The organism is Kitasatospora sp. NPDC001225 (assembly GCF_053597855.1).
The window spans coordinates 1-14,611 of record NZ_JBSFJC010000169.1 but is presented as its reverse complement, the minus strand read 5'-3'; the positions used below and the strand labels follow the sequence as shown (position 1 = coordinate 14,611).

Here is a 14,611-nt window from a genome sequence, read left to right as displayed (position 1 = left end):
GCCGGCGTCCGTCGGAACGGACGCCGGCACCGTCGTGTGCGCGGGGGCCCGGCAACCGGCGCCGGGGCGCCGCCGTGCCGGGCGGGGGAGGACGGGTCAGCGGGCCTTGGCGGCCTTGCCCTCCTTGGCGGCCTGGGCGGCGGCCTCCTTCTCGTGCTTCTCCTTGATCCGGGCGGTCTCCTTGCGGACGTCCACCTGGTTGGCGCGCTCGTGCTGGAGCCAGAGCGGGTTCTCGGCCTTGACCGCCTCGATCTGCTCGGTGGTGAGCGCCTCGGTCACGCCGCCGCGGGCCAGGCCGGAGATGGAGATGCCGAGCTTGGCGGCGACCACCGGGCGCGGGTGCGGGCCGTTCTTGCGCAGGTCCTGGAGCCACTGCGGCGGCTCGGCCTGCAGCGCGCTGAGCTCCTCGCGGGAGACCACGCCCTCCTGGAAGCCGGTCGGCGCCGCGTCGAGGTAGATCCCCAGCTTCTTGGCCGCGGTGGCCGGCTTCATGGTCTGGCTGGTCTTCTGCTTGAGCGATGTCATGGTGACAAGGGTAAGGGAGTGCGCGGGCGCTCCCGGTCACGGTCGGTAGCCTTGCCTTGTGACAGACATGCAGGTGAACCCGTCCTTCCGGCTCGTGTACGTCCCGGGCGTGACCCCCGGCAAATGGGTCCGGGTCTGGAGCGAGCGGCTCCCGGACGTGCCGCTGGACCTCCTCGCGGTCCCGTTCGGCGACGGCGAGCGCACGCTGCGCGAGGGCGGCGCGGACGCCGGGCTGGTCCGGCTGCCGGTCGACAAGGACGTGCTGAGCGCGATCCCGCTCTACAGCGAGACCACCGTCGTGGTCTTCCCCAAGGACCACTGGCTCGCCGCCGCCGAGGAGGTCGCGCTGGACGACCTGGCCGAGGAGGTGGTCTTCCACCCGCTCGACGACACCCTCGGCTTCACCGCCGACACCCTGCCCGGGCGGCCCGCCATCGCGCGTCCGGACAGCACGGAGGACGCGATCGAGCTGGTCGCGGCGAACGTCGGCGTGCTCCTGGTGCCGCAGTCGCTGGCCCGGCTGCATCACCGCCGGGACCTCACCTACCGGCCGGTGGTGGAGGCGCCGCAGTCCCAGGTGGCGCTGGCCTGGCCGCAGGAGCGGACGACGGACCTGGTGGAGGAGTTCATCGGGATCGTCCGCGGCCGTACGGTCAACAGCTCGCGCGGGCGCGGGGCCGGGCAGGCGGCGCCCGAGGCGCAGCCGAAGAAGGCGGCGGCCGGCCGGGGCAAGCCGCAGCCGCAGAAGTCCGGCGGGCAGAAGGGCGGCGCGCAGAAGGCGGGTGGCCAGAAGGCGGGCGGGCAGAAGTCCGGTGGACAGCGCGCGGGGGCGCCGAAGGCCGGGGGTGCCAAGGCCGGCGGGCGGGGCGCGGCGGCCCGGCGCGGCAGGCCCAAGCGGTGACCGTGGCGTAGCGTCTGCCCCGTTCGCTTGTGGTCGAGCGGGAGGAGCGGGGCAGTGTGGCACGACCTGATGGCCGTCCAGATTCCGATCGTGGAGAAGGTCCTCCGTACGGTCGCCGTCTACGTGCTGATCCTGGTGCTGTTCCGGCTGGCCGGGAAACGCGGGCTGGCGGGGCTGAACACCTTCGACATGGTGGTCGTCTTCCTGCTCTCCAACGTGGTGCAGAACGCCATCATCGGCAACGACAACAGCCTGCTCGGCGGCGCGATCGGGGCGGTCACGCTGGTCGCGGTGAACGCCGGCGTCACCCGCTGGCTCGCCCGCGACCCGAAGGCCGCCCGGCTCCTGGAGGGCAGGCCCACCACCGTGGTGAAGGACGGCAAGCTGGTCGAGGGCGCGCTGCACAGCCTGGCGCTGCGCCCGTCGGAGCTGGAGCACGCCATCCGGATCCAGAACGGCGACAAGGTCGGCGACGTCGCCCGCGCCCGGCTGGAGCCGGACGGGCAGCTGCTGGTGGCCCTCAAGCACGGCGAGCAGAGCGCCACCCGCGCCGACGTCGAGGACCTGCGGCGCCGGCTGGCGGAGATCGAGCGGCTGCTCACCGCGATCGCCGCCGACCGGCGCCCGCCGGGCTGACGCGGGCTCGCGCTCGGGCACGGGTCCAGGCTCAGAGCCGGGCCCGGGCGCGGGTTCAGGCCCGGCTGCCGGCCCAGACCAGGCGCCCGGTCGACGCCGTGATGCGGTAGTCGGCCTCCGCACCGGGCCGGGCGTAGGCCTCGACCCGGCGGCACACCACGAAGGCCGGTTCCCGCTCCGACTCCAGGACCAGGTAGTAGTGCCCCGCGCCGGAGAGCTCGCCCGGGCCGCCGTCGGAGAACTCCCGGATGCTCTTGCGCTCCTCGGGGGTGGCGGAACGGATCGTCAGCGTGGGGTAGTGGGTGTGGAGCTTCATCGCCCGCACCGTCTCGAAGACGATGTCGAGGGTCTCCGGCTCCTGCCCGCCCGCCTGGCTGCGCAGCACCAGTTCCTTGTGGCCGATGCCGTAGTGCCAGAGCTGGAAGGAGCGGGGGCTGTGGAAGGGGGTCTTCGCACTCCTGGTCATCCGGGCATGATCACCGGTCGGCCGGCGCCGGGGCAAGGGTTTCGGCGCGCCGGCGGCGGGCGGCGGTGAGGGCCACGCCGGCGGCCAGGGCGAAGCCGAGGGCGGCGGAGAGCAGGTGGCCGACGGTGGTGAAGGGCGGGAGGGGGCCGGGCCATTCGCCGTCGCCGGAGAGCGGCCAGGCGAGGACGAAGGCGGCCCAGGGCAGCCGGGCCCAGCGGGGCAGGGCGAGGACGGCGAGGGCGAGGACGGTCTGGGCGCCGTAGCTGATGCCGTAGTCCGAGGCCTGGCGCACGCTCTCCGGGTACCAGCCGTGCCGCAGGGCGAACACGATCACCGCGGCGGTGAGCAGGGTGGCGCCGATGTGCCCGCCGAGGAGGACGGCGGCGGCGCGCGGGCTGCCGAAGCGGCGCTCGGTCCAGGCGAGGCAGCAGCCGATGCCGAGGCCGAGGGTGATCAGGGTGCCGCCGAAGCCGGTGGAGAGGATCTCGGTGAGGGTGCCGTCGAACAGCAGCGCGCTGCCGAACAGGGCGGTGACCGGGTGGTCGTGGAGGTTGTCGAGGTTGGTGCTGATGTGGTCGCGGAGCGCGTCCGCCCGGTCCGGGGCGAGCAGGTTCCCGACCCAGACGTTCCCGAGCAGGAGCAGGAGGACGTAGCCGAGGGTCAGCGGCGAGCGGCGCGGGTACGTCCGGACGGCGCGGAGCAGCCCGGTCAGGAGCCCCGATGGGGTGGGTGCGTTCATGGTCTGGTGGTGTCCCGGTCGAGCGGTGTGGTCCGCGGTCGGCGTCCGTGCGGCCGGCCCTGCCGGGACAGTACCGAAGCCCGGTGGGGCTCCGGTCAGCGGACCCGGCGGGTCAGCGTCGCGGTGAAGGGCCGGGGCACGAGGGAGGAGCCGCGGACGGGGCGGACGGGCCGGCCGGGGGTGGGGGCGATGGTCCAGCGGGCGGCGATGGTGGCGATGGCGAGGACGGCCTCGGTGGTGCCGAAGGCGTCGCCGATGCAGCGGCGGGCGCCGAGGCCGAAGGGCGCGTAGGTGCCGGGGGCGGGGCGGGCGGTGGTGAGCCAGCGGTCGGGGTCGAAGCGGTCGGGGCGGGGGAACAGGTCGGGCCGGCGGTGCAGCAGGTACGGGCTGTACAGCAGGGTGGCGCCGGCCGGGACGCGGTGGCCGCCGAGCTCGGTGTCGGTGGTGGCGGTGCGGCTGAGGATCCACGGCGGCGGGTAGAGCCGCAGGGTCTCGCTGACGATCCGGGCGGTGAGCGGCAGGGAGGGCAGGTCCTCGTGGCGGGCGGGCCGGCCGTCCAGGACGGTGTCGAGCTCGGCGTGCAGGCGGGTCCGGACGGCCGGGTTGGCGGCGAGCAGTGTCCAGGCCCAGGAGAGGGTGGCGGCGGTGGTCTCCATGCCGGCCAGCAGGAAGGTGACCACCTGCTCGTGGACCTCGGTGTCGGACAGGCCCCGGCCGTCCTCGTCCGTGGCGGCGAGCAGCGTGGAGAGCAGGTCCTGCCGGTCGGTACCGGTGGCGCGGTGTTCGGCGATCAGCCGCCGGGTGATCTCCCGCAGGTCCTGCTGGGCGCGGCGGAAGCGGCGGTTGCCGGGGGTGGGGAGGCGGTCGGCGCCGGGCAGCGGCAGCATCAGCCGCCGGCCGACGCCGCGGGTCACGATGTCCATGCTCCGGTGCACCGGCAGCGAGCCGGCCCGCTCGTGCGCGGCGAACAGGCAGCGGGCGGTGACGGCGGTGGAGAGGCGGTACATCGCGGCGGGGACGTCGATCACGTCGCCGTCGTGCCAGCGGGCGGTGGCGCCGGCGATCTCCTCGATCATCAGCGCGGCGTAGCCGGGCAGCCGGTCGCGGTGGAACGCGGGCTGCAGCATGCGCCGTTGGCGCCGGTGGGCGGCGGCGGGGCAGGTGGCGAGGCCGTTGCCGAAGACCTCCCGGGCCTTGTCGAGGAGGGGCCCGCCCTTGTCGAAGGTCTGGTCGTCGGTGAGCATCCGGCGGACCAGCTCGGGGTGGCAGACCACGTACGCGCGGAGCGGGCCGAGCCGCAGCCGGACGAGGTCGCCGTGGGCGGGCAGGCCGGCGACGAACTCGTGGGGGTGGTGGAGGAGGGCGGGGGCGTGGCCGAGCAGAGGGAGGCCGCCGGGGGCGGTGGCCGCGGTGAACCGGGTGGTCGGGAAGAACGGGGTCGGCACGGGCGTCACCTTGGTTGGGGCGGGAGGACCGGGACGAATCGCGAACGTGATCTTTCCCGGCGGTGTGCGGCGAAACGATCGTGGACCGGCGGACGGGGTGAACGCGGGGGCGCGGGGCGAACGATCGTGCGCCCTCGCTGTCTTGACGGCTCGTCCGCCCGTGAGCGGGCGCCCCGGGCCGCAGGGCGTCGCCGGGTGGGCCTACACTCGGAGCCCAGTGAGATTACCGGTCAGTAGAACCGGGCAGGTACGAGCAGCCGGTGCGATGGTCGGACGGCGGAACGTCCGGCGGGGAGTGGGGGGTTCGGATGACCGACGAGCGGGTCCACGCGTTCGCCGACGACGCCCTGGGCGCCCACGACGCGGTGGCGCTCGCCGCGCTGGTCCGGGCCGGTACGGTCAACCCCCGGGAGCTGGTCGGCGCGGCCGTCGACCGGGCCGCCCGGGTGGACGGCGCGCTGCTGCCCGTCGCCCACGCTTCGTACGACAGGCCGCGGATCAGCCGGGAGGGCATCGGCGGTCCGCTCTGGGGCGTGCCGACCTACCTCAAGGACAACGTGGACCTGCGCGGCCTGCCGACCGGGATGGGCAGCGAGGCCTTCCCCGCCCGCCCGGCCCGCCGCAACGCGCGCTTCACCGACCAGTTCCTCGCCACCGGCCTGGCCGTCCTCGGCAAGACCCGGCTGCCCGAGTTCGGCCTCAACGCCTCCACCGAGTTCGCCACCGCCCAGCCGGTGCGCAACCCGTGGAAGCCCTCGCACTCGGCCGGCGCCTCCTCGGGCGGCGCGGCCGCCCTGGTGGCCTCCGGCGTGGTGCCGATCGCCCACGCCAACGACGGCGGCGGCTCGATCCGCATCCCGGCGGCCTGCTGCGGGCTGGTCGGCCTCAAGCCCACCCGGGGCCGGCTGGTCACCAACGCCCAGAGCGGCAAACTGCCGATCGACCTGGTCACCGACGGCGTGCTGACCCGCTCGGTGCGCGACACCGCCGCCTTCCTCGCCGCCGCCGAGCGGCACCGGAGCAACCCCGCGCTGCCCCCGCTCGGCCTGGTCGAAGGGCCCGGCGAGCGGCGGCTGCGGATCGGCCTGGTGGTGGACTCGCCGACCGCCAGGACCGACGGGCCGACCCGGCGGGTGGTCGAGGAGACCGCCGCCCGGCTGGAGGCGATGGGCCACCTGGTCGAGCCCGCCGCACTGCCCTTCGGCGAGGAGTTCTCCCGCGACTTCGTCAGCTACTGGGGCTACATCGCCTGGGCCGTCGCGGCCACCGGCCGGCTGCTGATCGACCCGGGCTTCCGGGCCGGGAGGCTGGACGGCCTGACCACCGGGCTGCGCCGCCGGTTCCAGGCCGAGTTCCCGCGGACCCCCGGCGTGCTGCGGAGGCTGCGCCGGGCCGAGGGCGTGTACGCGCGGATCTTCCGCACCCACGACGTGATCCTCTCCCCGGTGCTCGCCCACACCACCCCGCCGATCGGGCACCTGAGCCCGAACGTGGACTTCGACGAGCTGATGGACCGGCTGGCGCGCTACGTGGCCTTCACCCCGGTCAACAACGTGGCCGGCGGCCCGGGCATCGCCCTGCCGGCGGGCTCCGCGCCCGGCGGGCTGCCGGTCGGGGTGCACCTGTCGGCGGCGCACGGGCAGGAGCGGCTGCTGCTGGAGCTGGCCTTCGCGCTGGAGGCGGACCGGCCCTGGCGGCGGATCCAGGACTGAGCGGGCCGGTCCGGGGCCCGGTCGGCCGTTCGGCGACGGCGGCGTTCGGAGTGGCGGCGCCCAAGACCCCGGTGCTCAGGACCCCGGCGCTCAGGACCCCGGCGCTCCGGGCGGTGACACGTTCCGGGCGGTGACGCTCAGGGCAGCGGCGCCGCCACCGCCCGGGCCGCGCGCACCTCGTGGTGCAGCCGGGCGAGCGCGCAGTCCGGCGACAGCGCGTCCGGCCGCGCCTCCGGCAGCCGCTCGCCGGTGCGCAGCGCCTCGGCCAGGTCGGCCAGCTCCCGGGTGACGGCGGCGACCTCGGCGGTGGTCGGCACCGGCGCGCCGTGCTCGATCCGCACCCGGGTGGCGGTGGTGGTGTCCACGATCCGCTCGACCGCGATCACCACCGGCCACCACGCCCGCGCCCGGGCCCCGACCGGCGGCGGCTCGGTGAGGGCCCGCTGGAACTCGCTGCGCACGGCGGACAGGTCCCGGTAGAGCCGCCGCCGGTAGCGGGCGCGGGCGGCCGGTTCGTCCGGTCCGGGGCCGGTGGCGAAGGCCAGCGACACGTACGAGGCGGTGTCCTGGACGGCGTCGGCGAGGCGGTCGCCGATCCGGGTGTGCCAGGACTCCGGCCACAGCAGGTAGCCGGCCAGCAGGGAGATCCCGCAGCCGATCAGCGAGTCGTAGAGCCGGGGCAGCACCAGGTGGAAGCCCTGGTGGTTGAGCAGGTCGGAGAGCAGCAGGATGACCGGGGTGATGGCCGCGGTCTGGAAGGCGTACCCCTTGGCGGAGAGCACCGGGATCAGCGTCGCCAGCACCGCCATCACGGGGACGTCCCACCAGCCGTGCGGTACCTCGGCCAGGACCGGGATGGCGATCAGCAGCCCGGCCGCGGTGCCGAACGCGCGCAGCACCGCGCGGGAGAACACCGAGCCGAAGTCGGGCTTCATCACGAAGGTCACGGTCAGCGCCACCCAGTACGAGCGGGGCACCGCGATCACCGAGACCAGCACCTGCGCCAGCCCGATGCACAGCGCCAGCCGCAGCCCGTACCGCCATGACGCGCCGGACAGCAGCAGCGCCCTGGCCGCCCGCCGGGTCCGCACCGCGAGGCGGGCCGGCCGGCCGAGCCGGTCGTCGGCGGCGTACGGGTCGGGCGAGGCCTCGTACGCCACGGTGGCGGCGTGCTCGATCGCCTCGACCAGGGCGCGGGTGGACGGCCCGGCGGGGCTCGGCAGGGCGAGGGCCGGCGCCGGGCCGGCGCGGTCCCGCTCGACGGCGTCGGCGAGCGCGCGGACGGCGGCCGGGTAGTCGGCCGGCAGCGGGCCGAACTCGGGCGGGCGCAGCTGGGCCGCGGGGGCCGCCTCGACCACCGGGATCAGCGCGTTGAGTTGGGCGAGCAGCCGCGCCAGGGTGGGTGAGCGGCCGTGCCGGCGGGCGCGCCGGGCGAGCAGCAGGTCGTAGGACTGGTTGAGCGACTGGGTGAGCGCGTGGCGGCGGCCGTCGTACTCCGGTGTGCCGGCGGCCTCCAGCAGGTCGGCGGCCGCCCGGTAGGTGCCGGCCACCACCGCCCGCTCGGGGACGCCCAGCCGCAGCGGCCAGGCGAGCAGGGTCAGGGTGAGCACCACCAGGCCGCCGAGCAGCAGCAGGGCGGGCGGCAGCCACCACGGGGAGGGCAGCGGCAGGCCGGCCCCGACCACCGCGTTGAGCAGCAGGAGCAGTCCGGAGACGGAGGCGACCGCGCCGATCGAGGAGATCATGCCGGAGACCAGCGCGACGACGGTCACCGTCACGACGGCCGTCCAGCCGGTGCCGAACACCAGGGTGCCGAACAGCATCCCGAGGGCGCCGAACAGCTGGGGCACGGCGATGTTGAACACCCGCATCCGGTAGGCGTCGGCGGTGTCCCCGATGACTCCGGACAGCGCGCCCATCGACACCAGCGCGCCGTAGCCGGGCCGTCCGGTGGCGGTGCCCACCGCGAGCGGGGCGGCGAGCGCGACGGAGGCGCGGGCGGCCGCCGCCCAGGGGACCGGTGCGGACCGGGGGCGCAGGCCCTCGGTCAGCCACGGGGGAGCCGTCAACGCGCGTGCCATGTGCCCAACGTACGGCGGACCCGGGCGGTTCACCGTTCGCGCTTATGTCAATTCCGGAAACATACCCGCGCTTATGTCAGCCTCCGAAACATAAAGCGAACCCCGAGAGGCGCCGTGAGCTGCGTTGATTTCCCAATCGGTAACCCGCGGGAAAGGGTTGACACCATTAGTTGGTCTAGTCCAACGTATGGGGAGCGCGGTTCGGCAATGGCTGATGCAGGGTGAGCGGCCTTGCCGGACGGACGAGTTGACCCCCTGACGTGGCGCTGTTCCGCGCCCGCGGGCCGAGGGGAGAAGGGCCGTGTGCGGACGGCCTTCCGGTCCGCGCTCGAATTCCCGTTGCGGCCGGTGACCGGCCGCCGACTCGCCGTGCCCGCACCTGGCGTACGAGGAAGCGCTGCGTCGACTACGAACCATGGAGTGACTGCCCATGCCGAGCCCTGCCCCACACTCCGACGGACCCGCGGGGGAATACCTGTACCGGGCCGCGTCGGAGCGCCCCTACTTCAGCGCCGACACCGAGAGCTACCTCGCCCCGACCGCACTGCGCGAGGTCCGCAAGACGCACCCGCTGCGCGTGCTCTCCGAGGAGGACCACGCCTTCTGGCAGGACTACGGCTACGTGGTGGTGAAGCAGGCGATCCCGGCCGAGGCCGCGCGCCGACTGCTCGACTTCGCCTGGGAGTTCCAGGGCCTGTCGCCGGACCGCCCCGAGGACTGGTACCGCGAGCGCGACTACCGCGACGAACTCGACCGGCACCTGCACATCTACGGCTTCGTCGAGGCCTACCACCACCAGCTCATCTGGGACAGCCGCCAGGCGCAGCGCGTCTACGACGCCTTCGTCGACGTGTGGGACTGCGAGGAGCTCTGGGTCACCCTCGACCGGCTCAACCTCAATCCGCCGAACGTCCGCAACCGCGACCGCGCGCTGATCGAGCCCACCGACCGCGGCTTCGACATCGAGCTGCACTGGGACGTCGACACCACCCGGGGCGTGCTGCCGCAGCGCGTCCAGGGCATCATCGCGCTCAACGACACCGCCCCCGACCACGGCGGCTTCCAGTGCGACCCGGAGCTGTTCCGCCGCTTCAACCAGTGGCAGGCCGCCCAGCCGGCCGACCGCGACCCGATCCGCCCGGACGTCGACCGCGCCGAGTACCCGGTCGTCCGGCCCGAGTTGAAGGCCGGTGACCTGCTGATCTGGAACGGCCTGCTCGCCCACGGCGTGGCGCCCAACACCTCCGCGGGCGGGGTGCGCGCGGTGCAGTACCTGTCGATGATGCCCGCGCTGGAGGAGTCCGAGAAGCTGCGCCGCTCCCGGGTGGAGTCCTGGCGCACGCTCGGCACGCCGGACTGGAACCGCACGCTGGTCGGCGACGCCGACCGGCCCGAGGCGCAGCGCTACGGGACCGCCGAACTCACCGAGCTGGGGGAGAAGCTGCTCGGCCTGCGCTCCTGGAGCGGCAAGCCGTTCGACGAACGCGGGGACACGGGGGAGCGGGAATGCGCGACGTCTGCCTGACCCTGCCCACCAACCGCGCGTGCGCGGACACCATCACCGCGATCGGCGCCGAAGCCGCCCACGCCGTACGGCGGTTCGGCGTCCGGGTGCACCTGCTGGTGCTGGACTCCGCCGACCCCGCGACCCGCGCCCGGCACGCCGCGGCCCTCGCCGCTCTGCCGGCCGTCGAGGGCGTGGTCGTCCACCACCTGGACGAGGACGCCCAACGCGCCTTCCTGCGCGAGGCGGTCGAGCGCTCCGGCGCGGCCGACCCGGACCGGCTGCTGCGCCTGATGCTGCCCGACGCCCTCTCCTACGGCGCCTGCACCAACCGGGCGTTCCTGCTGGCCGCCGCGCTCGGCTGCGCGTCGGTGCACCGCCGCGACTCCGACAGCAGCTACCAACTGCTCGACGGCGAACCGGTGTTCCCGATCGAGCACGAGCTGGCCACGCTCGGCCTGAAGGCCGCCGACGCGGCCGCCGCCGTCACCGAGAACCGCCTCGACCCGGCGCACGCGGACAAGCCGGTCGCGCTGGTCGGCGCCTCCTTCGTCGGCGAACTCTCCGTCGACATCGGCGAGATCCGCGAACTCGACCCCGAGGTCTACCACGACGTGGTCGCGCTCTGGGCGCCCACCGGGGCGAGCGAGGAGGAGAAGCGCGAACTCGTCGCCGACTCCTTCACCGGCGGCGGCAGCGAGCCGTTCACCGCCGACCGCGCGGTGCTCGACCTGCCCGACATCTGGCACATCGACATGTGCAACATCGGCCTCCACCACGAGGTGTACGAACGGGTGCCGCTGCCGCCCGCCACCGACACCATCGGCAGCGACTACTTCCTGCACCACCTGGTGCGTGACGCGACCCTGCCGGGCGTCACCCACAACCGCCACATCGTCAACTACTACACCCCGGAGCGCCGCACCGGCCCGGGCTTCACCGCCTACCAGCTGCGCTACGCCAAGTTCCTGCTCTCCATGCTCTACCTCTACCCGGTCTACTCCGACATGGAGACCGCCGGCGGCGCCCTGCTGGACGAGCAGCACCGCGTCCGCCCCGAGGCGATCGCCGACTCCGCCCGTCGCAGCGCCGCGACGGACCGCGCGGAGAACCACCGCAGGCTCGCCGAACTCGACCGCTGCTACCGGCGGCTCGGCGGGAAGTACGCCGACTTCGCGGACCGGTTGGCGCCCCTGCGGGCGCGCCTGCTCGACGAGGCGCAGGCGGACATCGAGGACTTCGCAGCGCTGATCGACGCGTGGGGCCCGCTGGTGCGGGCGGCCAAGGCCACCCCCGCCGACCGGTCGCCGCGCTAGCCGGACGGGGAGCTCACCGTGATACGCCAGACCACCAGCAAGACCAGTACGGCCGCCGGCCACGCCAACGCCCGCGTAGCCGGCCACCCGCCCGCCCACCGCGCCCCGTCCGTCTCCGTGCTGCACACCGAACCACCCCGCGCCGACGAACACGACCGCGGCGCGCTGCGCGCCGCACTCGCCGACGGCACCGACGACCGGATCATCTACGACCTCGACGGCATCGGCCGCCAGTACGCCGCGCTCCGCGCCGAACTGCCCGGCGTGGCCGTCCGGTTCGCCATGAAGGCCTGCCCGGTGGACGAGGTGATGGAGCACCTCGCCGCGCTCGGCTCCGGCTTCGACGCGGCGAGCCCGCAGGAGATCGCCCAGGCGCTGCGCACCGGCGTGCCGCCCGAGCTGATCCACTACGGCAACACCATCAAGTCGGACCGCAACATCGCCGAGGCCTACCGGCTGGGCGTGCGGGATTTCGCCACCGACAGCCTGGAGGACGTCGCGGCGATCGCCGAACACGCCCCCGGCGCAAGGGTGTTCTGCCGGATCGCGACCACCGGCGAGGGCGCCCTGTGGGGCCTGAGCCACAAGTTCGGCTGCTCGCCCGAGGACGCCGTGCGGGTGCTCGACGCCGCCCGGACCGCCGGGCTGGTGCCGTCCGGCCTGTCGGTGCACGTCGGCTCCCAGCAGATGACCGCCGAGGCCTGGACCGCCGCCGTGGACGCGCTGGCCGCCGTGCTGGAGGCGCTCAACTGGCGCGGGATCACGCCGACCCGGATCAACCTCGGCGGCGGCCTGCCCGCCCTCGGCGTCCTCGACCGGGGCGGGCGCCCGCTCGACCCGCCGCTGGACAAGATGTTCGTGGTGATCCGCGAGGGCATGGAACGGCTGCGCGCCGTCAACGCCGGGCCGCTGGAGTTCCTGCTGGAGCCCGGGCGCCACCTGGTCGCCGACCACGGCGCGATCCGCGCCCACGTCTCCCGGCTCACCTCCCGCCACCGCCTCGACGGCACCCGGGAGGACTGGCTCTACCTCAGCTGCGGCAAGTTCAACGGCCTGTACGAGATGGACCAGCTCCAGTACCGGCTGGAGTTCCCCGCCCACCCGGGCGGCCAGTTCGTCAACGCCGTGGTGGCCGGCCCGACCTGCGACAGCGACGACGCGTACGCCCAGGACGGCGGCCGGGTGCGCGTCCCGCGCGCGGTCCGCTCCGGCGACCCGGTCTGGATCCACTCCTGCGGCGCGTACGCCACGGCCTACGCCACCCGCGGGTTCAACGGCTTCGCGCCGCTGCCGTACACCTGCATCGGTGGCGGCGACGGCCGGGACCACCACGGAGGCACCGCATGACCGACGCCCTCGTCGACGCTCCGACCGACCTGCGCATCCGGCTGCTCCGGGAGGAGGACTGGGACGCCGTGGTCGCGCTGGAGGAGCGCGCCTACGCCGCCAGCGGCCTGTCCGAGGGGCGCGAGGCGCTCCGGTCCCGGCACCGCGCCTCGCCGGACACCTGCTTCGTGCTGGAGCACCCGGGCGGCCAGGGCGGCGTGGGCGGGTACCTGCTCGCCCTGCCGTACCCGCTGTTCCGCTGCCCGGACCTCGCCCGCAGCGAGGACGGGCACGGCGCGGGCGAGCGGCCGACCAACATGCACGCGCACGACCTGGTCGTCGCCGAGGAGCTGCGCGGTCGGGGCCTGTCCCTGCGGATGCTGCGGCACCTGGAGGAGACCGCCCGGACGGCCGGCTACCGGAGCGTCTCGCTGGTCGCCGTCCGCGGCTCGCACGTGCTGTGGACCACGCTGGGCTACCGCGCCCGGCCCGAGATCGACCTGCCCGAGAGCTACGGCACCCGGGCGGTCTACATGGCGATGCCGCTGGACCCCGTCCCGTCCCGGCCGCTGCCGCACCCCACCGACCCGACCCCCGGGCCGCACTCCAGAGCCGAAGTGGGCTGATACCGATGTCCCCCGTTCGCGACGACTTCCGCCGGTCCCAAGTGGCCATCGGCGCACTGTTCTTCGTCCTCGGATTCCAGTACGCGACCTGGGTCTCCCGGGTGCCCGCACTCAAGGCCAGGCTCGACCTGGGCGAGGCCCAGATCGGCCTGCTGCTGATGACCTGCGGGGTCGGCGCGGCGGTGTCCTTCCCCCTGGTCGCGGTGCTGATGCGGCGGCTCGGCTCCCGCCTGCTCTCGGTGCTGTCCGCGCTCGCCCTCGGCGTCGTCCTGCTCGCGCTGTCGGTGGTGCCGAACTATCCGGTGACGCTGCTGGTGCTGTTCTTCGACGGCGTCGCGGTCGGCGCCCTGAACGTCGCGATGAACGCCCAGGGCGCCGCGCTGGAGGCCCGCTTCGAGCGGACCACGATGTCCCGGCTGCACGCCACCTTCAGCGCCGGCTCGCTGCTCGCCGCCCTGCTGGCCTCGGGCGTCACCTCCGTCACCGGCACCCTGGCGGCGCACTTCGGGGTGGCCGCCGCGCTGCTCGCGGTGCTGGTCGTGGCCGCCCGGCCGGGGCTGCTGACGGACGGCCCGGCCGCGGCCGCCGAGCCGGAGGAGCGGAAGGAGCGCCGCGGCTTCGTGCTGCCGACCGTCGTGACCCTCTGGATGGGCCTGGCGATGGTGTTCGGCACCGTCACCGAGGGCGCCATGAACGACTGGTCGGCGCTCTACCTCAAGGACTACGTGCAGGCCGGCGCCGGACTCGCCCCGATGGGCATCGCGGTGGTCTCGGTGATGATGGTCTGCGCCCGGATCTTCGCGGACGGCTGGCGCACCCGCTTCGGCGACGGCCGGATCGTGCGCACCGGCAGCCTGCTGGCCGGCCTCGGACTGGCCCTCGCCCTGGCGGTCGGCGGTGTCGTCCCGACCCTGCTCGGGTTCGCCTGCGTCGGCCTCGGCGTGGCCGCGGTGACCCCGTGCGTCTACGTCGCCGCCGCCCGGCAGGGCCCCGACGCGCTCTCCCTGGTCGCCGCCATGGGCACCACCGGCCTGCTGGCCGGCCCCGCCGTGATCGGCTTCATCGCCGGCGCCACCAGCCTGCTCTGGGGCATGGCCGCCGTCGCCGCCTCGGCGGCCGTCGTCTCGCTCTGCGCCACCCGGATCCGCTGGCCCGACCAGGACGCCCCCGCCGCCCCCGCCGAACCCCGGCTCGCCGCCGACGCGACCTGACCCCACCCCCGGACCCTCGCCCGGCACCTCGCGCACCCCCGTCGCGAGGTGCCGGGGCGGGGCCGTGGGGGGGGCGGGGGGCCCGGGGGGCCGCAGTGCCCCCCCCGGGCCGCCCCGCCCCCC

General features: G+C 74.8%; 13 protein-coding genes. 8 read left to right on the top strand and 5 right to left on the bottom strand.

The annotated features are described in order from the left end of the window. Window positions 1–96: 96 nt before the first annotated feature. Window positions 97–525 (bottom strand): DUF5997 family protein, encoded by a 429-nt coding sequence (locus tag ACWDCZ_RS34890; protein WP_380738112.1) that lies wholly within the window; start codon window positions 523–525, stop codon window positions 97–99. Window positions 526–592: 67 nt separating this feature from the next. Between ACWDCZ_RS34890 and ACWDCZ_RS34885 the strand changes: the two genes are divergently transcribed. Together ACWDCZ_RS34885 and ACWDCZ_RS34880 are read left to right on the top strand one after the other, a co-directional pair. Continuing rightward, a complete protein-coding gene (locus ACWDCZ_RS34885; protein WP_181970875.1) occupies window positions 593–1,426 on the top strand; it encodes a LysR family substrate-binding domain-containing protein in 834 nt (277 codons plus the stop codon). A gap of 54 nt (window positions 1,427–1,480) precedes the next feature. Further along, window positions 1,481–2,062 (top strand): DUF421 domain-containing protein, encoded by a 582-nt coding sequence (locus ACWDCZ_RS34880; RefSeq protein WP_049657336.1) that lies wholly within the window; start codon window positions 1,481–1,483, stop codon window positions 2,060–2,062. Window positions 2,063–2,117: 55 nt separating this feature from the next. Here ACWDCZ_RS34880 and ACWDCZ_RS34875 read toward each other — a convergent pair whose 3' ends face one another. From ACWDCZ_RS34875 to ACWDCZ_RS34865, 3 genes are all read right to left on the bottom strand, one after another. Continuing rightward, window positions 2,118–2,528 (bottom strand): hypothetical protein, encoded by a 411-nt coding sequence (locus tag ACWDCZ_RS34875; RefSeq protein ID WP_449817970.1) that lies wholly within the window; start codon window positions 2,526–2,528, stop codon window positions 2,118–2,120. A gap of 10 nt (window positions 2,529–2,538) precedes the next feature. Further along, window positions 2,539–3,267 (bottom strand): rhomboid-like protein, encoded by a 729-nt coding sequence (locus ACWDCZ_RS34870; RefSeq protein WP_449817969.1) that lies wholly within the window; start codon window positions 3,265–3,267, stop codon window positions 2,539–2,541. A 95-nt stretch (window positions 3,268–3,362) separates the two neighbouring features. Then, entirely contained in the window at window positions 3,363–4,712 is a 1,350-nt protein-coding gene (locus ACWDCZ_RS34865) for a cytochrome P450 (RefSeq protein ID WP_449817968.1), read from the bottom strand. Between the two features lie 308 nt (window positions 4,713–5,020). On the opposite strand from ACWDCZ_RS34865, the gene ACWDCZ_RS34860 reads away from it, so the two are divergent. Next, window positions 5,021–6,424, top strand: a complete 1,404-nt coding sequence (locus ACWDCZ_RS34860; RefSeq protein WP_449817967.1) for an amidase — start codon at window positions 5,021–5,023, stop codon at window positions 6,422–6,424. A 137-nt stretch (window positions 6,425–6,561) separates the two neighbouring features. On the opposite strand, the gene ACWDCZ_RS34855 is transcribed toward ACWDCZ_RS34860, so the two are convergent. Further along, window positions 6,562–8,505 (bottom strand): FUSC family protein, encoded by a 1,944-nt coding sequence (locus ACWDCZ_RS34855; RefSeq protein WP_449817966.1) that lies wholly within the window; start codon window positions 8,503–8,505, stop codon window positions 6,562–6,564. A gap of 430 nt (window positions 8,506–8,935) precedes the next feature. Between ACWDCZ_RS34855 and ACWDCZ_RS34850 the strand changes: the two genes are divergently transcribed. From ACWDCZ_RS34850 to ACWDCZ_RS34830, 5 genes are all read left to right on the top strand, one after another. After that, window positions 8,936–10,030: a phytanoyl-CoA dioxygenase family protein gene (locus tag ACWDCZ_RS34850; protein WP_375875298.1), complete on the top strand. Its 1,095-nt coding sequence runs from the start codon at window positions 8,936–8,938 to the stop codon at window positions 10,028–10,030. Next, window positions 10,012–11,325 carry a DUF6271 family protein gene (locus tag ACWDCZ_RS34845; RefSeq protein ID WP_449817965.1) on the top strand — a complete coding sequence of 438 codons (1,314 nt, stop codon included), beginning with the start codon at window positions 10,012–10,014 and terminating at the stop codon, window positions 11,323–11,325. The genes ACWDCZ_RS34850 and ACWDCZ_RS34845 overlap by 19 nt, the downstream gene beginning before the upstream one ends. Before the next feature lie 120 nt (window positions 11,326–11,445). After that, window positions 11,446–12,672, top strand: a complete 1,227-nt coding sequence (locus ACWDCZ_RS34840) for a type III PLP-dependent enzyme (protein WP_375875365.1) — start codon at window positions 11,446–11,448, stop codon at window positions 12,670–12,672. Further along, entirely contained in the window at window positions 12,669–13,277 is a 609-nt protein-coding gene (locus ACWDCZ_RS34835; protein WP_449817964.1) for a GNAT family N-acetyltransferase, read from the top strand. The genes ACWDCZ_RS34840 and ACWDCZ_RS34835 overlap by 4 nt, the downstream gene beginning before the upstream one ends. Before the next feature lie 5 nt (window positions 13,278–13,282). After that, a complete protein-coding gene (locus ACWDCZ_RS34830; protein ID WP_117492192.1) occupies window positions 13,283–14,488 on the top strand; it encodes an MFS transporter in 1,206 nt (401 codons plus the stop codon). Window positions 14,489–14,611: the final 123 nt, after the last annotated feature.